14 protein-coding genes are annotated in these 24,147 nt (G+C 29.0%); all 14 read left to right on the plus strand.

Annotation, left to right across the window (positions count from 1 at the left end; genetic code table 11):
• Window positions 1-908 precede the first annotated feature (908 nt).
• The 14 genes from tyrS to FYJ26_RS04660 all read left to right on the plus strand — a co-directional run bounded on the left by tyrS (window position 909) and on the right by FYJ26_RS04660 (window position 24,056).
• Window positions 909-2,174, plus strand: coding sequence for a tyrosine--tRNA ligase (gene tyrS, locus FYJ26_RS04595; RefSeq protein WP_154540080.1), 1,266 nt, complete (start codon window positions 909-911; stop codon window positions 2,172-2,174).
• A gap of 120 nt (window positions 2,175-2,294) precedes the next feature.
• On the plus strand, window positions 2,295-2,594 hold the full coding sequence (locus FYJ26_RS11495; protein WP_154540082.1) for a hypothetical protein: 300 nt from the start codon (window positions 2,295-2,297) through the stop codon (window positions 2,592-2,594).
• A 387-nt stretch (window positions 2,595-2,981) separates the two neighbouring features.
• A complete protein-coding gene (locus FYJ26_RS04605; RefSeq protein WP_154540084.1) occupies window positions 2,982-6,470 on the plus strand; it encodes a hypothetical protein in 3,489 nt (1,162 codons plus the stop codon).
• A 287-nt stretch (window positions 6,471-6,757) separates the two neighbouring features.
• The gene (metG, locus tag FYJ26_RS04610) at window positions 6,758-8,698 is read left to right on the plus strand and encodes a methionine--tRNA ligase (protein ID WP_154540086.1); all 1,941 of its coding nucleotides are present in this window, start codon (window positions 6,758-6,760) and stop codon (window positions 8,696-8,698) included.
• A complete protein-coding gene (locus tag FYJ26_RS04615; protein WP_154540088.1) occupies window positions 8,698-9,462 on the plus strand; it encodes a TatD family hydrolase in 765 nt (254 codons plus the stop codon). The genes metG and FYJ26_RS04615 overlap by 1 nt, the downstream gene beginning before the upstream one ends.
• A gap of 3 nt (window positions 9,463-9,465) precedes the next feature.
• Window positions 9,466-9,996: a ribonuclease M5 gene (rnmV, locus tag FYJ26_RS04620; RefSeq protein ID WP_154540090.1), complete on the plus strand. Its 531-nt coding sequence runs from the start codon at window positions 9,466-9,468 to the stop codon at window positions 9,994-9,996.
• Window positions 9,993-10,832 carry a 16S rRNA (adenine(1518)-N(6)/adenine(1519)-N(6))-dimethyltransferase RsmA gene (gene rsmA / locus FYJ26_RS04625; protein ID WP_154540092.1) on the plus strand — a complete coding sequence of 280 codons (840 nt, stop codon included), beginning with the start codon at window positions 9,993-9,995 and terminating at the stop codon, window positions 10,830-10,832. Before rnmV ends, rsmA begins: the two co-directional genes overlap by 4 nt.
• 68 nt (window positions 10,833-10,900) lie before the next feature.
• Complete coding sequence (locus FYJ26_RS04630) at window positions 10,901-11,131, plus strand: glutaredoxin family protein (protein WP_154540094.1); 231 nt, start codon at window positions 10,901-10,903, stop codon at window positions 11,129-11,131.
• Between the two features lie 313 nt (window positions 11,132-11,444).
• Window positions 11,445-15,089: a coiled-coil domain-containing protein gene (locus tag FYJ26_RS04635; protein ID WP_154540096.1), complete on the plus strand. Its 3,645-nt coding sequence runs from the start codon at window positions 11,445-11,447 to the stop codon at window positions 15,087-15,089.
• Window positions 15,090-15,165: 76 nt separating this feature from the next.
• Window positions 15,166-18,666 (plus strand): hypothetical protein, encoded by a 3,501-nt coding sequence (locus tag FYJ26_RS04640; protein WP_154540098.1) that lies wholly within the window; start codon window positions 15,166-15,168, stop codon window positions 18,664-18,666.
• Window positions 18,667-18,956: 290 nt separating this feature from the next.
• Window positions 18,957-20,141, plus strand: a complete 1,185-nt coding sequence (ilvA, locus tag FYJ26_RS04645) for a threonine ammonia-lyase (RefSeq protein ID WP_154540116.1) — start codon at window positions 18,957-18,959, stop codon at window positions 20,139-20,141.
• Window positions 20,142-21,572, plus strand: a complete 1,431-nt coding sequence (locus tag FYJ26_RS04650; RefSeq protein WP_154540118.1) for a UDP-N-acetylmuramoyl-L-alanyl-D-glutamate--2,6-diaminopimelate ligase — start codon at window positions 20,142-20,144, stop codon at window positions 21,570-21,572.
• Window positions 21,569-22,771, plus strand: a complete 1,203-nt coding sequence (locus FYJ26_RS04655) for an aminoacetone oxidase family FAD-binding enzyme (protein ID WP_154540120.1) — start codon at window positions 21,569-21,571, stop codon at window positions 22,769-22,771. Before FYJ26_RS04650 ends, FYJ26_RS04655 begins: the two co-directional genes overlap by 4 nt.
• Window positions 22,764-24,056 (plus strand): NAD(P)H-dependent oxidoreductase, encoded by a 1,293-nt coding sequence (locus FYJ26_RS04660; RefSeq protein WP_154540122.1) that lies wholly within the window; start codon window positions 22,764-22,766, stop codon window positions 24,054-24,056. Before FYJ26_RS04655 ends, FYJ26_RS04660 begins: the two co-directional genes overlap by 8 nt.
• Window positions 24,057-24,147 lie beyond the last annotated feature (91 nt).

Consider the following 24,147-nt stretch of genomic DNA (forward strand, 5'->3'; position numbering starts at 1 on the left):
TTAAATTTTATTGTTTTTTTGAAAATTAAGCGAGAAATTTACGTTTATAATATAAAAACTAAAGAATAAACTAAAGATATCTAGAATTTTTAATTTATATGGGTATATTTATTCTATAAATTTAAAAAAAACATAGAAAATTAAATAGAGTATATATTATGGATTATATTTATAAAATATACTATCAAGATAGAAATAAATATAAGATGTATATAAAAATAGGGTAAATAACGAATTATCTTTTCTTACTGATCTTTCTATACTTCATAAAAATCATGCCAAATCAAATGTATATTTTTTGCCTAATATTAACACATGGAATAATCTAGAAAAGATTAGAGAAAATGATAATATTCTTATAAATATTAAAATGAATTCCCAAGTCATGTACATGAGTCACTTATTATAGATGCTATATCTAGTGAACTTCAAAGACTTCTTCTTATTGGATTCATACCAAACGCTATATATTTATATAACCTTGAAATTACAAGAAATGAAATTATTGATATTTTGAAAAAAGAAAGATACCCAGTAAGTAGAATAAAAAAGGTCTTGATAAATTAGTAAATTTAGGATATATAAGCGTGGTGAGAAAAAGACCGTTATCATATATATAATTATGATTAGATTAGCAAAAGGGATAGCATTATACCTTTTGCTATTTTATTTTAAAATGTTTAGACTAGTTGATAAATTAAGAATAAGCGTGTATAATACAAAATAAGTAAATAGGACTTACAGGGTTTCCAGTAGAAGAAAGTAAAAATCTTCGAATTACAAAATTCTTTGTCCAAGGTTGACTTTCTACCTAGTGAAAGTGATGAGTATAAAAAGAAGTGGTACCGCATATACATGCCTTCTTAGTACTCTTTTTTTGTGCTCAAATTCAAGAAAAGGAGAATAAAATGAAATTTCAATACCCAAAAGAATATGACTCAGTATTTGATGAGTTAAAAGATCGTGGATATTTTGAAGCAGCCACAGATGAAGAAGAATTAGCAAAAAAATTAAAAGATGAGAAGCTAACATTTTATTGTGGTTTCGATGCTACAGCTGATTCTCTAACTGTCGGCCACCTTATTCAAATTATGGTAATGATGAGAATGCAAAACTACGGTCACAGACCAATCGCCCTACTAGGTGGAGGTACTACAATGATAGGAGATCCATCAGGAAGGTCAGATATGAGAATGGTTATGACTAAAGAAAGAATAGATCACAATGCCCAATGTTTCTATAACCAATTCCAAAGATTTCTAGAATTTGAAGATGAAGGAGAAGATACAGGCGAGAAAGCTATAATGGTAAACAATGGAGATTGGTTACTCAAGCTTCCATTTGTAGAATTTTTAAGAGATGTAGGAAGTAATTTCCTTGTAAATGAAATGCTTAAAAAAGATGCCTACAAAAATAGGATGGATAAGGGACTTACCTTCTTTGAATTTTCATACATGCTACTTCAATCATATGACTTCTTAGAACTTTATAGAAGACATAATTGTACTCTTCAAATTGGTGGTTCTGACCAATGGTCAAACATCATAGGTGGATATGATTTAATAAGAAAAAAAGAAGATAAGAAGGTATATGGTATGACCTTCAAACTTCTTACAACTGCTGATGGAGTTAAGATGGGTAAAAGCCAAAAGGGAGCTGTATGGCTTGATGAAGAAAAAACATCAGCATATGAACTTTTCCAATACATGAGAAATGTAGATGATAGGGATGTTGAGAAATTTTTACTAATGCTAACTTTCCTTCCAACAGATGAATGTAGAAGACTTGGAAATGGCAAAGATGCCAAAGAAATAAACCATGCAAAAGAAGTTTTGGCTTATGAAGTTACAAAGCTAATCCATGGAGAAGATAAGGCAAAAGAAGCCTTAGAAGCATCAAAAGCCTTGTTTAGTGGAGCTGGAGATGAATCAGCAATGCCTACAACAGAAATTAAAAAAGATGAACTTCCAATGGGAATCTTAACCCTCCTTACAAAATTATCTCTTACAAAGTCAAATTCTCAAGCAAGAGATACCGTAAAGGGTGGTGGAGTTTCAATAAATGATGAAAAAATTACAGATCCTAGATTTGAAATAAATGAAGACTTATTTAAAGATGGAAAAATAATAGTAAAAAAAGGTAAAAAGAGCTTTCATAAGCTGACAATAAAATAAAGAAAAAGGCTTCCAAGTCAAAACTTGGAAGTTTTTTTCTTTTCTATTCTAATTTCTATATTAAAATTAAAAAGTGATTTTTTTATCTTGTCATATAATGTTATAAAAGGGAGGATTTTTATGAATAAAGAAATGTTTTTAATAATGAAAAATGACCCTGACTTTATAGAAACTTTAGATCAAAGTGTTGGATCCACTCCAAAGGCTTTAAAGGCTTATGGAATAGAAGAAGATGAGGGTTACTATATGCAAATATTTGACTCAGACTATATAGAAAAATCCGAAAACTTCCCTGGAAAGGCTGAAGAGCTAGAGGAGCTTAAAAAATATATGCCAGATGAAGAAGTAGAAGAAAGAACCAGTGTAGTTCCAGAACTTATAAACACCTGTATGCCAGATAGCTTAGAAGAGCTTGCCTAAAAATTTGAGATAGAAGATGTAGATAGTTTTATAGAGCAAGTTAAAAGATACAATAAATTTTTTGTGACAAGGGAGAAGATTTAGAATTTGGAGTAGATATAAAATATTTAACAAAAATTGATACATATCCTTATATTGAAATTCATAGACAAGTAATACTAAACATGGCTATGGGTGGAGTTGATATTTACGAAAAATCAAACTGCCAAGAGAAGATGGCTGAAAAATAAATAACGTATTAAGACAAAGTCCAAATAGGACTTGGTGTTTTTTGGATTTATTAAATAATTTTCGCCTTAAAATATATAAAAAAAATCCCAAATATTATACAAATTTGCTATAATATATGTAAGCTATAAAATGTAGAAGGGAGAATTACAGTAGCAAATGAAGTCAAATAATTTAAAAAAATTAGTATTATTAGCAGCTATTTCAACATCTGTCCTTATACAAACAGACAATGTTTCTCATGCAGATACTAATAAAAATAATATTGAAGACAAAAATGAAGTAAGCCCTCAAAATCTTAATAAGGCTCAAGATGAACTAAATAAGGCCGAGTCTGACCTAATTAAGGCAGATAATGATCTAAAAAATGAAGAAAAATCATATAAGGACTTATCAGAAAGTGAAAAAAAACTTGAAGAAGATAAGAAAAACGCTCAATCTAAAGTAGATATAAGCAAGGATAATTTAGAAAAAGGCGTAGAAGATAATAAGAAAAATTATGAAAATACTTTAAAAGAAGCCCAAGCTAGTCTAGCTAAGGAAAAAGAAGACTTAGAAAAGGCTAAAAAAGAAGAAAGCATATCAAAAAAAGAACTAGAAGAAGATACTAAGGCTAAAGAATCTGAAGAGAAAAAAGCTAAGGAAAATAACAAAAAAGCCTTAGATGAAAAGAAAAACCTTGAAAGCCTTGAAAAAAGTTTATCAGACAGGAATAAGGAAAAAGAAAATCTTGTAAATAATATCTCACAAAAAGATAAGGCTATAAATGATAAGACAAATTCATTAAACAAGGACAAAGAAATTGTTCAAAGTAATAAAGCAAATATTGAAAAAATCAATAAAGAGATAAAAACTTTAGAACAATCTATAGAAAATTCATCTAAAACCATAGAAGATCTTAAAAAATCTTTAGACGATTCTAATAAGACTTCTGATGAAGTTAAAAAAATCAAAGAAGAACTTAGCTTAAAAGAAGATGAACTTAAAAAAATCGAGGATAATATAAAGTCAAAAGATGTAGAAATCACAGGTTTAGAAAATAAGCTAAGTGAAGTTAATAAGTCTATAAAAGATATTGAAAATTCTATCAAAGAAATTGATAAAAAAATATCATCATTAAACAATGATAAGTCTAAATCTCTAACTGACCTAGCCAAGGCAAATGATGATATTTTAGAAAATCAAAATGACCAAGAAAGACTTATTAAAGATAATAATGATATAGAAAGTGCTATAACAGAAAATATAAAAAATATTGAGCCTATAAAAGAAGAAAAAGCTAAAAAAGATCAAAGTTTAGCTGACTTAAAAAATCAAGAAAAATCCTTACTTGATGAAATAAATAAAAGAAAAGCTGATCTAGAAAATCTCAAAAATTCTGCTACAAAAACTATAACAGAAGAAGATAAAAAGAAAGCCCAAGCTCAATGGGATAAGGGTTCAGTAGGATTTTTCGAGAAGATGGGATCACAAAAGGCTCTAGATGTATTTACAAAACTTCCTATACCAAAAGATGGTAGCCACAAAGAAAGACTTGATGAAATAGGAGCAGAGTATTTAGAAAAAAACAAGCTAATAGGTAAAGAGGATTCAAGAAAACTTGAATACATGAAAAAATCAATCGAATCTTTAAAAATAATAAATGAAAAAAGACAAAAAGATGGTGGAATTGATGGTAAGAAATTAAGTGTTTTAAAAGTAAATGATTACGTAATGGCTGTTGCACAAGCTAATGCAAATTATTCAGCCAATAAAATGGATCATGCTAAAATTCATGACCAAACATTTGAAAATTTAGCTTGGAATCCTAATTTTAATGCAGGTAAATCAGATTATCCAAATATAGAGAGTCCATTAGAAGGATGGTGGGATATAGAAAAAAGAACATTCGATTATCTTAGATCCATAGGGGTCAATTCTAGAATGGATATGCAAAAGTATATAGCAAACCATAAAAATGAATTAAAACAATTAGGATATGAACCAAAAGTAGGACATTATACAACTTTAGTAGATGATAATATGTATAATAATTTTAAATTTGGCGATTCAATTAGTGCAGGTTACGCTATAAGAGAAGGATTATACGGTTATGTTCACTCCGTAGTTTTAAATCCTGAAGCAGATAATGAAAAATTATATTCAATAGAAGACTACGAAAAAAGATTAGATGACTATATGAAAGACCTCAAAGATACTATAAATGGGGTAGCTAAGCTTGATGAAAAAACAAGTCGAGAAATAAAAGAACTTGAAGCTAGAATTAAAGATCAAGAAAATGCTCTTAGCCGAAAAAGACAAGAAATTAAAGCCTTAGAAGAAAATATAGCTGTATTAGATGATCAAATTAGTGCAAATAATCAGATAAACAAAGACAATAAAGAGATAATAAAGAAAAATAAGGCGGATTTAGAAAAGCTAAAAACTGATAAAATAGCTCTTGATAATAAGGTTAAAACTTTAAAAGAAAATATAGCTAAGCTCGATGGAAAAATCTCAGATGAGAATAGCATGAAAAAAGAAAAGCAAAATAAATTGTCTGAACTTACAAAAGAATCCAAAACTTTAAACGATTCACTAAAGATTAAGAAAGATGAAAAAAACACCTTAAATAATCAAAAAAGTGATTTGGCTAGAAATATAAAAGAGCTTAATGATAAAATTCAAAATTCATCATCAAATTCAAAAGAATTAAGTGAAAAAATAAGACTTGAAGAAGAAAATCTTAAAAATCTAAAAGATAAAAGGGATACAAAAGTTAATGAAGTAAAAGCTTTAGAATCTCAAAATGAAGCTCTTAATAAGGATATTAATGACCTTTATGAAAGTGTAAAAATATTAGAAAATGAAAAGGCAAATTCTCAAAGACTTTTAGATGATAAAAATAAAGAAATAAAAGCAAATGAAGAAGATATTTCTAACAGTAAGGCTAGCTTAAAGGCATTAGAAGAAGAACTAAATAATTTAAAACTTAAAGAAGAAAAACTTAAAGCTTCTAAAAATAAAAATGACCAAGATAAGGCAACTATTAAAAAATTAGAAGATAAGATTAAATTAACTAATGAAAAATATAGTAAATTAGAAAAATTATTGCAAATGGCTAAAGCCATAAACTTAGATAATCCTCAAAGTTTTGAAGATTTTGATAATATAAAAGCTTTATATAAAGTATTTAAAGAAAGTCAAAAATCCTTAGATGATATAAATAATTTACTTAAGGAAGTAAAAGATAAAAAGAAGCTTAGTAAAGATAAATTAGAAGAATTAGAAAATCTTTATAAGAAAGCCAAAGCCTCTTTTCTAGATTTTCAATTATTAGTAGATAAGCTAAAAGAAGAAAAATCTGAACTTGAAAAACAAAAATTATTAGAGGATGAAGAAAAAGTTGAGAAACCTTCTAAGAATGTAGAAAATGAAGAAGAAAATAAGGTAGATGAAAAAGATCCAGAAACTAAAGATAAATATGAAAATAGCAGTCAAAAAATAAACAATAGAAAAAAATCTAATCAAAAACAAAGTTCAAAGGAAATAAAATACACTTATGAAAAGAAAAATCCTAAAACAGGAGTATCAAGTGGTCTATTAAGTCTAGTAATAGGATCAATTAGCTCTGCTGCAAGCTTTGTTTTAAGAAAAAAAGAAAAATAATAAGATAAATTTATAACTGACATCAAGAGTTAATCAAGGTGTCAGTTTTTTTGTCTAAATCATTCTCCCTTTGGGTCTCATTGATTAAAGTAAGTGAAAGTGTTTAGTATTTAAGTAAAGTTTGCTAATATTTTATTTTCAATTATAGGCAGGCCTTAAACTGAAATCTATTTTAGCTTACATAGCTTTATTAAAAATTGGAAAATAAGGACAAAAAGGCTATAATAAGGATAGATATAATTAAAATTTTAGATATACTTAATAGTATTTTAATTAAAGGAGAGTTTATGGATAAACAAGCATATTATATAACAACACCAATATATTATCCAAATAGTAACCTACATATTGGTAATATTTATACTTCTGTTATAGCAGATGTTTTAAAAAGATATAAAAATTTACAAGGCTATGATGCCTTTCTTACAACTGGAACAGATGAACATGGTCAAAAGATTATGAATGCAGCCTTATCTCATGGGAGCCAACCTCAACAATTTGTAGATAAAATAGCTGGAGAAACTAAGCTTTTACTTAAAAAACTTGATATAGATTATGATTCATTTATAAGGTCAACTGATCCAAAACATGAAGAAAATGTACAAAAGATATTTCAGTATCTTTATGACAAGGGTGATATTTATAAGGGAGAGTATGAGGGATATTACTGCGAATCATGCGAGTCTTATTTTACAGAAAGTCAGCTAGATAATGGAAACTGTCCAGATTGTGGACGAAAAGTTGACTATCACAAGGAAGAGTCTTATTTTTTTAGACTTTCAAAATACACAGATAGATTAAGGGAACTTTTCAAAGACCGCCCAGAGTTTCTTGAGCCTAAATTTAGGCAAAATGAAATGTTGAATAATTTTATAAATAAGGGACTTGAGGATTTGTCAGTTACAAGAAACACCTTTGATTGGGGTGTAGATGTTCCGTTTGATAATGAACATGTTGTTTATGTATGGATAGATGCACTTTCATGTTATCTTACAGCAATAGGATATGGTTATGATCAAGAGAAATTTAACAAATATTGGCCTGCATCAGTTCACTTGATTGGAAAGGATATAGTAAGATTTCATACTATAATTTGGCCTGCACTTTTGATGGCACTTGATATGCCACTTCCTAAAAAAGTTTTTGCTCATGGTTGGATTTTATTTGATAATGATAAGATGAGTAAGTCTAAGGGAAATATTATGTATCCAGAACCACTTGTTGAGCTTTATGGAACAGATGCCCTAAAATACTTCCTACTTCGCGAATTTAACTTTGGATCAGATGGAAACTTTTTATCTAAGAAATTCATGGATAGGTACAATTCTGATCTTGTAAATGACCTAGGAAACCTTCTTTCAAGAACTATTTCAATGATTTCAAAGTACAATGGTGGAGAAATAAAAAAAGGCAAGGAATTTGATGCTTTTGATGAAGATCTAATAAGACTTGCAGGTCTTACTTATGATAAGTTCACATCTTTGATGGATGAATTCAAATTCAATGAAGCTCTAGAAGTTTTATGGAATTTTGTAAGAAGATCTAATAAGTATGTAGATCAAACAGAACCTTGGATTTTAGGTCGTGAAGAAAAATATGATAGACTAAATACTGTTTTATATAATCTTGCAGAAAGTTTAAGAATTATAGCTCAACTTGTTGAGCCAATTATGAGAAATACAACTAGTGAGATTCTAAAACAACTAGGTGTAGAAAATTTTGGCTTTGAATCAGCTAAAGAATTTGGCCTTATAAAAGAGAAAACAAAGGTGAACAAAGGTAAAAACCTATTCAATAGGCTTGATACAGAAGAAGAACTTAAAAAACTTCATGACTTAAATAACAAATTAGTTGAAGAAAGACTTGGAGTTAAAATGGATGAAGATGACAAAAAAGAAAAAGAGGATAAGGTAGAAATCAAAATAGATGATTTTGATAAGCTTGACTTAGTTGTCGGTAAAATTCTTGAAGCAAAGGAACATCCAAATGCTGACAAACTTTTAGTTTTCAAGATTGATATAGGAAGTGAAAAGAGAACTATAGTCTCTGGTATTAAAAAGTTCTACAAACCAGAATATTTGGTTGGAAAAAATGTTGTAGTAATCAAAAATCTTAAACCTGTAAAAATGAGAGGAATACTTTCAGAGGGTATGCTACTTGCAGCAGGAGATGAAGCTGTTCTTCTTACCACAATAAAAGATGTAAAACCAGGTACGGTGATATCTTAATGGATTTAATTGATTCACATGCTCATTTATTAAGTGATGATTTTAATGATGACAGATCTTTTCTTATAAGGGATCTGTCTAATTTTGGTGTAAATTATGTAATAGTGCCATCAGTAAACCTTGAAAATTCAAGACAAATTGTTAAATTTTGTAATGAATATGACAACATTTATGGAGAGGTTGGATTTCATCCATCAGATGTGCATGAATATAGAGATGGGGATATAGAAAGATTAGAAGAGCTTTGTGAAAATGAAAAAGTTGTTGCTATTGGAGAGATAGGTCTTGATTATTATTGGAGAGATGATGATAAGAATCTACAAAAGGATATCTTTATTAAACAATTAGAGCTTGCAAGAAAAGTAGATCTTCCGGTTATAATTCATTCTAGAGATTCTATTGATGATTGTCTTGATGTACTTAAGAACTTTCCTGATCTAAGTGTTCAAATTCATTGCTTTTCTTATACTTATAATCATCTAAGAGAGTGTATGAAAAGAGGATACTATATTTCAATTGGTGGGGTAGTGACTTTTAAAAATGCAGAAAATGAAAAAAATGCAGCTATAAATGTAGATTTGGATAAGCTTATGCTTGAAACAGACTCACCTTATCTTACACCAGAGCCATATAGGGGCTATAGAAATGATCCAAGAAAGATAGTAGAAGTTGCAAGAGAAATTGCGAGCCTAAGAGGTATGAAACTATCAAAGCTTTGTAAGAAAACTTCTAAAAATGCCAAAAGATTTTTTAATATAGGATAGATTATGATAAAAGAAACAATAGTAGTTGAAGGAAAAGATGATATTACTAATATTAAATCTGCCATAGATTGTGAGCTTATAGCAACCAATGGTCTTGCTTTTGGACATGATTTAATAGATAGATTAAAAGAGATAGACAAAAGATGTGGGATTATTATATTTACAGACCCAGACTTTGCCGGAAAAAAGATAAGGGAAAAGATTGCAAAAGAAATACCAAATGCAAAACATGCCTTTCTTGATAGGAATAAGGCAATAAAAAAAGGAGATTTAGGTATTGAGAATGCTTCAAAAGATGATATAATAAATGCTTTAAAAAATGCTCATGCAAGTACTAGACAAAGAAGAGAAGAATTTACAATCAAAGACCTACTAGATAATAACCTAACCTTATCTAAATCTAGCAAGGAAAGACGAGCAAGACTTGGAGATATTCTATCTATAGGATATTTTAATTCAAAACAACTCCTATCAAAACTAAATTCCTTTAATATAAGCCGAGAAGAATTTGAAAGTGCAGTAAAAAAGATATGAAAAAACTATATTCACCAAAGACAATAAAAGATATCCAGAAACTATATGGATTTAAATTTACTAAGTCTCTTGGGCAAAATTTCCTTATAGATAAAAACTTTGTAGATAAAATAATAGACTTATCTGAAGTAGAGGGAGAAAACATCCTAGAAATAGGACCGGGAATCGGAACAATAAGCCAAGAGATGGCTAAAACTTGCAAAAAACTTGTAGTAATAGAAATTGATAAAACCCTTATTCCAATTCTTAAGGATAATCTTGGAGAATTTTCAAATATTGATATAATAAATGCCGATATATTAAAGATAGATTTAGAAAAAGTTGTAAAAGAAAACTTCAATGGAGAAAGCTTTAAGGTCGTGTCAAATCTTCCTTACTATATTACAACTCCAATCATAGAAAAACTTGTTGAAAATGATCTAGCTTGTAAAGATATGACTATAATGGTACAAAAGGAAGTTGCAGATAGGATAAAAGCTGACGAAAGCATGAAAGATTATTCTTCTCTTTCTATATTTATAAAATTTTATTCAAATCTTATAAGTGGCTTCAAGGTTCCTAAATCAGTTTTTATGCCACAACCAAAGATAGATTCCCAAGTTTTAAAACTTGATTTAAGAATCTATGATAAAGATGTTGATAGGGATATTTTATTTAAACTTGTAAGGGCAGGATTTAATAAAAGGCGAAAAACTATCTTAAATTCTCTATCAAGTGTTATTGAAAAGGAAAAACTTAGGGAGATTTTTGAAAAATTAGGATTAAAGGAGAATTTAAGGGCTGAAAATCTATCCCTAGATGACTTTATTAAGATAAGCAATGAACTTGACAATTGAAATTAGCTATCAATTTAGTATAATGTCTTATACAGAAAAAGATTTTAAGAAAAACAAAAGGAGATTTTATGAGTAAAGTAACAATATATACATCAAATACATGCCCACATTGTAAGGCAGCTAAAAATTATTTAAGAGAAAATAATATAGACTTTGAAGAAAAAAATGTAGATGAAGACAGATCAGCTATAGACTATCTTGTTGAAAAAGGATATAGAGGAGTTCCTGTAATAAACATAGATGGTGAAGATATGGTTGGATTTAACAAAAATCTAGTAGCTGAAAAGCTAGGATTATAAAACTAATATAAAAGAACCTTAGGGTTCTTTTTTAGTGCAGAAAAACTTATATATATTCAAATGAGTTAGGTATTAAAATTAAGGCTAAATTTATCTACTATAAAACTATTAATTTCAAACTTATCTTTTTATCAAATTTTTAATGATTTATATATAAAACAAAAAAATATTTTAAAAATTATTTGTAAATAAATATTTATTAAAATAGATTGTATTCAAATAATAATTATATTGATAATCAATATCATTGACTTTTTTTAAATATCACCCTATAATTTGACTTGATAAATATTAAATATTGTAAGGAGATAAAATGAAAAATAAAAACATAAAAAGAGCTATATCATTAACGGCTGTAGCTCTTGCACTTAATTTTGTACCTATTGTCAATAATAATACTAATAAAGAACAAATAAATATAAAAAACGAGAATATTAGTAGGCATAGAAGGTCACAATCAATTTCCAATAAGAACAATTATACTAAGATAAAGATAAAAGGTGGCTATCTTGGTATTAGTGGGATTAATAAAGTAAAAATCAATGGAAAAGAATTAAATTACAGTTATATAAGTATCAATGGGGTAAAGGCAGGAAATCTAAAAGCAGATCCTAATTCATATCTTAAAGATAATAATGAATATGCTATTTATATTTTCCCAGCAGTTTCAAGTACAGATAAAATTGAATTTGAGGTATCTAAAGGATTTTTAGCTAAACCAATTTGGGTTGATTATAAAGAAAAGGGAGAAATTGATCTAACGGATGGAGGATATGCTGATTCTAAAGGAGAAAATAAAAAAGAAAATGAATTAAACCCCGTAATCAGACCTAATGAGAAAACAAAAGTAGATGATATTAAAAATCTAAGTGATGAAGTTATCAACAAGCTTATAAAAGAAGTTAAAGACTTAAATCCCAAAGCTGAAATAAGCAAAACAAGTGATGGTAAATTAAAATTTAAGTACAGTGATGATTCATCTAATGAAATAGAATTAAGCGATTTTTTTATAGAAAAAACGTCAGATGAGAAAATAGCTGATCTGAAAAAGGAAATAGAGAAAGCTAAAGAAGAACTATCAAAGGCAAACAATGATAAAGATAAAGCTATTAAGGAGAAAGAAACTGCAGAAAAAAAATTAAATGATGCAAAGGAAGCTGAAAATAAAGCAATTGAGGCTAAGAACCTAGCAGAGGCTAAGGTAAGCGAACTTGAGAAAGCTAAAAATTCCTCAGATCTTGAAATAGAAAGAGCTAAAAAAGAGGTAATAGATGCAAAGAATAAGCTTGTAGAAGCAGAAAACGCCAAAAAAGCAGCTGAAACAAGTCTAGAAAAAGCAAAAGAAGAAACAAATGCTGCTAAAAAAGAAGCTAGTGAAGCAAATGAGGCAAAAAAAACTCTAGAATCTCAAAAAGAGAGTCTTGAAATAGCAAAGGCTAATGTTGAAAAAGAGAAAAATAAGGTTGAAAGTGAAAAGAATGAGGCTATAAAGAGCTTAGAAAATGCAAGGACAGATTTTGATAAAAAATTAGCGGAAGCTAATAAAAAGCTAGATGATGCTAATAAGAAAGCTTCAGATAATAAAATTATATTAGATCAAAAAGAAAAAGAATTACAAGATGCAAATAATAAACTTACAGAAGCTCAAAAGAACCTAGAAATTCTTAAGAAATCAACAAGTACAACAGACAAACAAAAGGCTGAGCTTATAAAAAATCTAGAAAGTCTAAAAGAAGAATTAAAGACACTAAAAGCTGAAAAAGATGATGCTAATAAAAAATTAGAAGAAGCAGAAAAGGTCAAAAAGCAAGCTTTAAAAGAAAAAGAATTGGCAGAATCTCAAAAACTTGCAGCCGAAAAATCTAAAAATGAAGCCCTAGCAAAAAGTAAAGAATCAGAAAATAGCTTAAAAGAAGCCAATAATAAGCTTTTAAATAAAACTAATGAATTAGAAGGAATAAAAGATGCTTTGAAAAAGGCTCAAGATGCTGAAAAAATAGCTAGTGAAGCTAAAAAGAAGGCTGAAGATAAAATTGCTGAATTAGAAAAATCAAACAAAGCATCAGAAACAGAAAAAGCCCTAGCAAAAACTGAACTTGAAAAGCTTAAAAAAGACTTAAAAGAAAAAAGCAAGGAGTTAGAAAAAGCTAAAGAGGATGCAGCCAATTCATTAAAATTAGCTATCCAAAAAGCAGACGAGTCTATACAAGAAAAGGATAGGGAACTTATTAAGGTCAAAGAAGATGCCAAAAAAGCTCAAGATAAATTAAATGAACTCCAAAAATATCAAAATGTCTCAAAAGAGGAAATATCAAATATAAAAAATGAATTAGCTAAGGCAAATGATACAATCAAATCTTTAGAAAAAGATAAAGAAAATCTTAATGATGAGAAAAAGAAACTAGTAGAAAAAAATAATTCTATAGAACTTGCAAAAAATAAGGCCGAAAATGATAAAAATACTTTATCAGAAAAATTAGAAAAATCTAATAAAGAAATTAAATCTTTAAATGATGAAGTCAAGAGATTAAATAAGCTATCAAGTGATGCTGTTAAATCTCTAGATGACAAAACAAATGAGCTTATAAATACACAAAAATCATTAGAAGAAGCAAAGAAAAAGTTAAAGGAAGCTAAGGACAACGAAGCTAGTAAAGAAGAGATTATAAGCCTTGAAAAACAACTAGAAAATGCTAATACTCAAGTTAAAAAGCTAGAAAAACAAAAAGAAGAAGCAGAGAAAAAAGCAGAAAGCTCTAAAAAAGAAGCAGAAAATGCACAGGCTGATTTAAATAAGGCTAAAAATGACCTAGCTTTATTAGAAAAATCTAAAAACGAAGCCTTAGCTGGAAAGAAACAAGTAGAAGGTGAAAGAGATAAGCTTTTAGATGATCTATCAAATAAGAAAAAAGACTTAGAATCTGAAAAACAAAAAGCTCAAAAAGCTTTAGAAGATAAGAATAAGTCTGATAAAAAATTAGAAGAGGCCAACTTAGATAAGAAAAAGGCTCAAGACGATTTAAATAAGGCAAATGAAAAGATAAAGGGCCTTGAAAATGAAATTAATTTAGCGAATGATGTAAAAAATAAGGCTGAAAATAAAATTAAAGAATTAGAAAATAGTATATCTGATTTAAAAGCTAATGAAAACAAACTCATTGAAGAAAAAACAATTGCAAGTGACAAAATTGCAAATTTAGAATCTAATCTAGCTAAGGCAAAAAATGAGCTTCTAAATTCTGAAAATAAATTAAATGAGGCTTTAAATAAGGCTGAAACAACAGAAGAAGAGAAAGTAAATTTAGAAAAAGAACTAGATAATCAAAAGACTAAAGTAAAAGAATTAGAAAGCCAAAATGAAAGTGCAAAATCTGAGATTGCAAGATTAGAAAATGAATTAGCCGATGCAAATAATAAAAGAGCAAATGCTGAGTCTGAAAGGGATAAGGCCATAAATGAAGCTAATCAAGCAAAAGCTAAGCTTGAAAAACTTGAAGAAGAGAAAACTTATCTTGAAAATTCAAATAAAGAATTAAACGAAAAATTAAAAGAAGACACAGACAATAAGCTAAATGTTGAAGAAGAAAATTCTAATGAAAAAGTAAATAAAATTTCAAATGAGAAAAAGACTGAAAAAGATACTGATATAGATAAAAATACATCAAAGCCATTAGATAATGATATAGGTAAAGAAGAAACTAAGCCAATTACAAATAAAGATGATAAAAAAGATCAAATGTCTAGCGAAAATAATGATACCCAAGATGATAAGGTATCTAATAATAAGCCTAGCTTAGAGAATAAAAATCAAGCTAAAGATTATAATAAAAAAACTATCAAAAATCCTAGTACATCAAAAAATTCAAATGTAAAAACAGGAGTAGAATCTTCTCTTTCAAGCATACTTGTTCTAGCTATAAGCACAATAGGATTAAAATTAACTAAAAAAAGAAAATAATCAACTTAAAGACCAGATTCTTATTTGATCTGGTCTTATAATGAAAAAATAAAATAAAAATAAAAAAGGAGACAATATGAAAAGCATAAAAAAAGTTGTAGCTGTATCGGCTCTAGCTCTAGCTCTTAACTTTACAAGCCTAACAAGTAAGGCCGATAATATAAATACAATAGTATCAACCACATCAAATGGTATATATGGTTGTTCATTTACTTTCTCTAATAGGGATATTTTAGATAAGATTAAAGATGTGAAAATCAATGGAGAATCATATGAGAAAAGGGATGAGCAAATTGAGCTTAAAGATAAGGAAGGTTATAGTATAAACCAAGTAGATCCACAATTATTTATATCAAAATTAAAAAAGGGAGATAAGCTTGAAATTATAACAAGTGATAATAAGAAAATAAGCCTAAATATTGAAGATCCTAATAGATTTATGGGACTTATCTTTGCTAAAGATTCACTAAAAGAGGAGAAGCTATCAGACGAGAAGAAAGAAAATAAGATAGATGAGAAAAAAGAAGAAGTAAAAAAAGAAAACAACACTGACTCTATAGTAAAATCTTACAATGAAGATGTGTCTGACGGTTACATAGAACTTATGGATAACAGTCTTATAGGAAAAATTGATTCTATAAAAATAAGGGGAAAAGTCTTAGAAAAAGCTTCAAGTAAACTAGTAATATTTAATAGAGATGCCTATGCTATTTCAGATAACAAAATCTATATAAATAGATTAGCTAACAATGATATAGTAAGTATAAAAATAGCTGATAAAGACTATAATTATGTCTATAACAAAAGTAATAATAGTCTAAATATTACTGATAAGACACAAAGAATTTATAAGGTAAAACTTGTTGGAAGTTTTGAGCCAGCAGTCATTGGACAAAAAAAGTATGACGGAGTATCAGCGGCGACAGGAACGGCAACAAATAGTAAAAATTCAAATGTAAAAATTCTTGTAAGTGACAAAGAAAACCCAACAGACGAAGATTATAAGGAACTTAATGAGTTTAGAGATCTTAAGGTAAAAAATATAATCCTTAATGAAAAATCAGGGATGAAAGGAAAATATGATTCATATAACTCAGCTATAATCCTAAATGGAGATCCTAAAGAAAAGGGAATATATCCTATTTCTGTACAATTAGTAGATAATATGGGAAACGAAATTACTACAAATTCTTTAGACTTTAAAATTTATAGGACAGATGAGTATCTATCAGATTTCATAAAAGAAGAAAACTTCAAAAAGACTAAAGATGGTAAATTTATGTGGGATATGAGTCCTTGGCTTATTACAAGATTTGATAAGGATAAAGAAGTGGTTGAAGTTCCAAAAGATTTAAAAGCATGGTTTGGTTCCCATGAAAGTGGAAAGCTAGGAGAGCTTGGTTATCTAAATAAGGAAAAAACACAAACACTAATCGTAGGTAAGGGAAGAAATTTAACTATACAAAATATGAAAGTCTTATCATCGGTAAATATAATTGTTAAAGATGGTGGAATATTAAATGTAAGAGATTCTTCAATCTTTGGAAAAATAACTGTAGAAAACGGCGGAAGACTTTCTGTAAACTATGACCCATATAATAAAGAGTTTTTAAATGGAGCATCTATAAATGGTCAAATAGAGCTTAAAAAAGGCGGGATTTTAGAAAATTCTCTCATATATTCAAACACAAACTTTTTAACAGATTCAAATAAGGCAAATAAAAATGTTAAACCTGTAGTACTCGTAAGTGGAGATAGTAAGATTGTTGGAGAAGTTTATGTAAGAGGAGACGAAGCACCAACAGGAAAGGATCCTGAAACAAAAAGAGTCTATACTGGTCAAAATGCATTAAAGATAGAAAATGCTAAATTAAGTATAGAAAAAGATTCTACACTAGGCCTATATGGGGCAGGAAGAATGGCTACAACATCTATTGGAGGGGATGCCTTAATCCTTAATAATGGAAAAGTTGATGGAGAAGGTAGACTTATAGCTATAGGAGGAAGTGGACATTCATATGAAGGAGGAGCTGCTGTAAGTGGTAAGGGTGAGATATCTAATAAAGAAGCTTATCTAAAGGCAGGAAATACCTATGCCAGTGACGCTAAAAAAGCGAAAGCCTTTGATAGTGAAAATATAAAACTATCTAAACAAACTGTAGGATATGCCAAAGATAGTGAATACAAAAAACTCCAAAACGATGATGACCAACCAGGATATTGGCTAAATTCTCAACAATCACCTAAAAATGAAAAACTTCCTAACTATGATAAGGAAAAGTTTGTATATAATGACCTAGAAATAGAAAGGGAAAAGGAAAAATCTCAAGAAACTAATAGCAACAAAATAGAAGAAAAAGATTCTAAGATAGATAAAAATGAAGCCAAGCCATTAGATAAAAAACAAACAGATTATAATAAGCAAAAAGAAGAAACTAAGCCAATTACAAACGAAGAGGATAAAAAAGATTCTAAAAAAGACTCAGATAAGAAGACAGATGTTGATGAAATAAAAGATGATAATTTAGATAAGAAGATAAAAGCTTTAAGTAATGAAAATGAAAAACTACAAAAAGATATAGAAAATCTTAATTCTCAATCCCAATATCTTGAAAAAGAAATAGAAGTATCAAATAAGGAAAAAGATGAGGCTACTTTAGAAAAAGAAAAATGTGAAAAAGAATTAGAGAAAAAGGAAAGTCTTCTTAATGATGCGAACAATAAGCTAAATGAATTTAAAAACCAAGCAATAAATGATAAGGAAAAATCAGAAGAAGAAAAAGAAAAGCTTAAAGAGAACATAAGACTTCTAGAAGAAGCTAAAAACAAAGCCGAAGAAGATAAGAAACAAGCCTTAGAAAATCTAGAAAAGCTTAAAAATGAAAATGATGCTAAGCTAAATGCTTCCTTAGAAAAAGAAAAAGTAGCTAAAGAAAAACTAGAAAAAGTTCAAAGTGAAAAGGAAATACTTCTAGATAAAGTAAAAAAATTAGAAGAAGAAAAATCATCTGTTGAAAAGAAAATGGAGGGGTTAAAGAATTCTAAAAATAAGAAAGATAAAAATAAGAAAGATGAGGGTGTACAAACTGATAATAAAGAAAACACATCCTATAATAGCAAGTCAAATGGTTTGGAAAATAAAGAAGTAAAATCTAGTGAAAATAAAGATGAAGAATTTTCTAAAGAAAATGTTAAAAAGGGAGAAATGGTTACAAATCCTAATAGTCAAGAAGGAAATTCAAAGGTAAATGGAAAAACACAAGTTTCTAATGCTAGTGAAAGCAACAATAAATCAAAAGAAGATAAAAATTCTAAAACTAACAATACAGAAGAATCTAGCTCAGAAATAAATGACAATTCTAACAACACAGATAAAAAAGATAAGCCTGAGCTTTCACCAATTAGTAATGCTAAATCAGACAAGAATACACATGAGAAAAATAAGATGGATGCAAGTAAAAATAAATCTAAGTCTAGTTCATCAAATGTAAGAACAGGTATAAGAAGCTCCTTACCAGCACTGTTTATTATAATCATAAGTTCTATTAGCTTAATAATTAGCAAAAAAATAAAATAATATTTTAAATCAGAGTCTTCTAAATTAAGGCTCTGATTTTTATTTTTAAAAAATAATGTCCAATTAATCAAATCTTTGTTTTTTTGATTGAATTGTAGTATACTTATTAAGGTTTAAAAAAACGTTTTTACAAGATAGATAAGGGGAAAAACTATATAAAAAAGATTAAAAGTATCATTTAAATATCTATATTTAGCTATTTCTCTTTTGGAGTATATTAAGCTTTTATTCTTTATGAAAAAACATTATTTTAAATTTTACTTGTGTTATAATCAAATAAAGGAGGCATTATGTTTGATTTTAAAAATGCAAAAAAAAGAGTAGACGAAGCAATTGACCCAACCTATATGCTTTATTCAGAGGTTTTTTCTAACCTTTCAAAGAATAATGTATATATTAAACCAGAAAACTTACAAAAGACTGGTTCTTTTAAATTAAGAGGAGCCTATAACAAAATTTCTAAATTAGATGAAGCTTCTAAGTCTGTAGGAATTGTAACAGCTTCAGCTGGAAACCATGCCCAAGGTGTAGCATATTCTGCAAACCATCAAGGTATAAAGGCTATAGTTTGTATGCCAGAAACAACACCAATGATTAAAGTAGAAGGGACTTTAAAATATGGAGCAGAAGTTGATTTACATGGACAAACATTTGATGAAACAAATACATATGCACAAAATTTAGCCAAAGAAAAGGGATATACCTTTATTCCACCATATGATGATGAAGATGTTATTGAAGGACAAGGAACAATAGCTCTTGAAATATTAGAAAAATTTAAAGAAGCTGACTACATTTTAGTTCCAATCGGTGGAGGTGGACTTATCTCAGGTATAGCAAAGGCTGCAAAAGAAATTAAACCTGAAATTAAAATAGTTGGGGTAGAGCCAGCAAATGCTGCTTCTATGCAAGCTGCAATTAAAAATGGTGGTCCGGTAACCCTCGCTTCAGCTGATACTATAGCAGATGGTACAGCGGTTGCTAGAGTTGGAGATATAACTTATAAGATTTGTAAAGAATATGTTGATGAATATATCTCAGTAACAGAAGAAGAAATTATGGTGGCCTTGACTACTTTGATGGAAAAACATAAACTAGTAGCAGAGCCTTCAGGTGCTCTTAGTCTTGCTGCAAGCAAAAAACTTGATTGTGAAGGAAAGAATGTTGTTTGTGTTATAAGTGGTGGAAATATTGATATGTCATTTATTTCTCAACTTATTCATAAAGGACTTTATGAAGATGGAAGGATTGCAAGATTTACAGTTGAACTTGTAAATGCACCAGGAAAACTTAGAGATCTTCTTGATATAATTGCCTATACAAAGGCAAACATTATAAGTGTAGTGCATGATTCTCTAGCTTCAGCAAGTAGGTATAAGAACATTCAAGTAGAGTTGACACTAGAAACAAACGGAAAAGACCATATCAGGAAGATTGAGGATTTACTTACTGAGAAAGGATATAACGTTCATTAGATGAATATTGAAAAATTACTAGAAGGAATCGACTATATTGACAAAAATATAGGAAATGATAGAGATATAGAGGGGATTTCTTCAAATTCTAGAGAAATAAAAGAAAATTATATATTTTTAGCTATCAAAGGATTAGAATTTGATGGACACAAATTTATAGGCTCAGCCATTGAAAATGGAGCAAATACCATAGTTTATACAAATAAGGATATAGACTTTAGAGATGGTATAAATTATATAAGAGTTGATGATTCAAGGATAGCTCTTGCCCAAATTTCAAATAAACTTTCTAACTATCCTTCTAAAAAACTAAGGATGATAGGAGTTACAGGAACCAATGGCAAGACAACAACAGCCAATATGATTTCTTTTATTTTAACAAAACTTGGGGACAGTTGTGGGAATATAGGAACAGATGGGGCAGATTTGATATATAAAACTATAGCTACAGAACACACAACTCCTGAGATTACAGATATAAATAATATACTCATAGAAGCAAATAAACTTAATCTTAAAAATATAGTTATGGAGACATCATCCCATGGTTTATATCTAAAAAGATGCTTTGGTATAGACTATGATTATGGTGTATTTACTAATCTTTCACCAGAACACATGGATTTTCATAAGGATATGGAAAATTATTTTAAGGCTAAAATGATTTTGATTCAAAATTGTAAAAAAGCTATTATAAATAAGGATGATGATTATGGTAAGAAAGCCCTAAAACTTGTTAAAAATCCTATAAGCATATCCATAAATGAAGAAAGTGACTTTAGGGCATTAGATATTAAAAAAATTGATGAAGGACTATCATTTAAGATAAAAGGAATAAACTTTAAGCTTAAAAGATTTGGTATTTATGATATATACAATGCACTTTGTGCCATAGCGATTGCCTCTGATTTAGGATATAGATTAGAAGATATAGCAGATGTATTGAAAGACTTTAAAGGGGTAAAATCAAGGCTTGAATTTATAGAAAATGACCTTGCTATAAATATAGTAGTAGACTTTGCCCACACAAGCACAGCCTTTGAAAATATATACAAGGTTTTGCCAAAAGATAAGGACATATATGCAGTTTATGGTATAAGTGGGGATAGGACAGTAGAAATTAGGGAAGCTATTGGAGAAATTTCTGCCAAATATGGAGTTTTCTCTGTAATTACAGTTGATGATCCCAAGTTTGATACCTTTGAAAATATCTCAAATGATATAGTAAGAGGTATAAAAAAGAGAAATGGTAAATATAAAATAATAGAAAATAGAAAAGATGCTATAAAATATGCCATCAAAAGTGCAAAAAAAGGCGACTTTGTACTTTGCCTTGGGAAGGGTGAAGAAAATTTCTTAAAACTTAAGGCAAATATCAAGACTCATTATTATGAAAAAGACACAATAAGGGAAGTTTTAAAAGAGATATGAAAATATTTGTAATAGGAGCAGGGGTAAGCTCGCTTGCCTTCTGCTCTTTTTTAGATAAAAATGATATAACAGTTTTGGAATCAAATCAATTTTCTGGAAGAAAGCTTCTTGCAACTGGAAATGGAAGGTGTAATTTTACAAATATAAATATGGATTATAAAAACTTTTACTCAAACGAAAAAGATTTTGTAAATTACAGTCTTGATAGCTTTTCAAACAAGGATTTATTAGAGTATTTTGAATATTTGGGAATAGAATGGATTAACTTTCCATCTGGAAGATGCTATCCTAAGACCCAATCCTCAAAAACTGTCAGGGACTCACTTTTGATGAAGGCAGAAGAAAACGCTAAATTTATCTACAATATAAAAGTAGTAGACATTGATTTTAAGAAAAAACTTATTATTACCGATAAAAAAAGTTTTAAATATGATATTTTAGTTATTGCAAGTGGAGGACTTAGCCTTAAAAATTCGGGTTCTGATGGGTCTATTTTAAAGATTTTAAAAAAACACACTAAACTTATTGATCAAACATTTGGTATAACTAATTTTAAGACTGAGAATCCCCTATCAAAGACTGCTAAGGGCTGTAAGGTATTTGCCAAGGCTTCACTTTTTGTAGATGATAAATTCCAAAAATCGTCAACAGATGACATAATTTTTCAATCCTATGGTCTTACTGGAACTGCAATACTTGATCTTTCCAATATAATTTCTCTAGCTCTTAAAGATAAAAGAAAGATTAGGCTTGACATTGACTTTTATCCAGAGTATAAAAAAAAGGGACTTTTTGATATTTTAGAAAAAAAAGCCCAAAGATTTCCAAAAAGAGCTATTAAAAATTTACTTATTGGAAATATTGACCAAAAACTCATAATTGATATATTAAAAAGGGCTAAAATAAATGAGGATTCGGTAAAAATATCAAAAAATGACTTGGAAAAGTTGGTAAAAATATTAAAGAAATTTTCTTTTAATATAGTAGATATACATGACAAAAACAATGCCCAAGTAACACTTGGGGGTGTAGCTTGCGATAGAATTTATAAGAATTCGATGAAGTCAAAGGATATGGCTGATACCTATTTTATAGGTGAGATTATGGATGTGGCTGGAGATTGTGGAGGATATAATATTCAGTGGGCTTTTTCATCGGCAAAGGCTGCATCAGATGATATAAGGAGATTAAATGTTTAAAATTAATAGAAAGCTTAAAGAATTAAAGCACAATGGAGAAAAGATATCATTGGCTATTGTAGGATGTGGAAAAATGGGAGCAAGTCTTATTAACCAATTAGGTAGCATCGATGCAATAGACGTAGCCCTAGTGGTAGAACACACACCTAAAAAGGGTAAAGAGGCTCTTATCGATTCTGGAATTTCAGAAGATAAAATCATAAATACTGATTCTTTTGATGAGGCTTTTGAGGCACTAAATAGAGGTTTCGTAGTAGTTAGCTCAAATTACAAACTAGCCTATAAACTTTTACAAATTACAGCGGTTATAGATGCTACAGGAAATCCACCTTTTGGGGCCCTACTTGCTACAAAAACTATCCAATATCATAAACATTTTATAACTCTTAATGTAGAATGTGATGCAGTAGTTGGGCCAGTTCTTTATGATATGGCCAAAAAGGCTGGAGTTATTTATACTGGAATTGCTGGAGATGAACCAGGTTCTATAATTGAATTATGTGATTTTGCCTATGGGATAGGTCTTGAAATTCTTGTAGCTGCCAAGGGTAAAAATAACCCTCTTGATAATTATGCTACAGCAGAAAAATTAAAAGATGAGGCAGAAAAAAAGGGACTTTCACCAAGAATGCTTACAAGTTTTGTCGACGGAACAAATACAATGATTGAGCTTAACTCAGTATGCAACTGCCTAGGATTTTTACCAGATACTTTTGGGTGTCATGGTATAAAAACAAGTCCTGAAACAGCAGTAGAAGACTTTAGGTTGAAAGATAAGGGAGGAGTTTTATCTTCATATAAGGTAGTAGACTTTTCACCTGGTATGGCTCCAGGAGTTTTTCTTATAGTAACAAGTGATAAAAAAGAAGTAAGAGATTTGATGAAATTCTTAGGCTTCGGAGATGGTCCAAATTATTTATTATTTAGGCCATACCATTTAACAAGTCTTGAAACTCCTATAACTATCTTTAATGCAGTAGTAGAAAATGAACCAACTATAGCTCCACTTCATGGTCAAGTTGCTGATACTGTATCAGTTGCAAAAAGAGATATAAAAAAGGGAGAAACCCTCGATGGTATTGGAAGTGACAAGGTATTTGGAAAGCTAACTGACCACAATAGGTCAATTAAAGAGGACCTACTACCAATAGCCCTTATTACAGAAAAAACAAGAGCTATTGTTGATATCAAAAAGGATACAGTAATAGACTTATCTATGGTAGAGCTTGATGAAGATGCCATAATTACAAAACTTAGAAGAAGACAAAATTCAATGAAACTTTAATTTAAGTTAGATTCTTGCAAGAATTAATTTTGCAGGAGTCTTTTTTTATGATATTTTTTAAAAATCACTTATAATTATATAAAGGAGATTT

The organism is Anaerococcus porci, from assembly GCF_009696575.1.
GTDB classification, from domain to species: Bacteria; Bacillota; Clostridia; order Tissierellales; family Peptoniphilaceae; genus Anaerococcus; species Anaerococcus porci.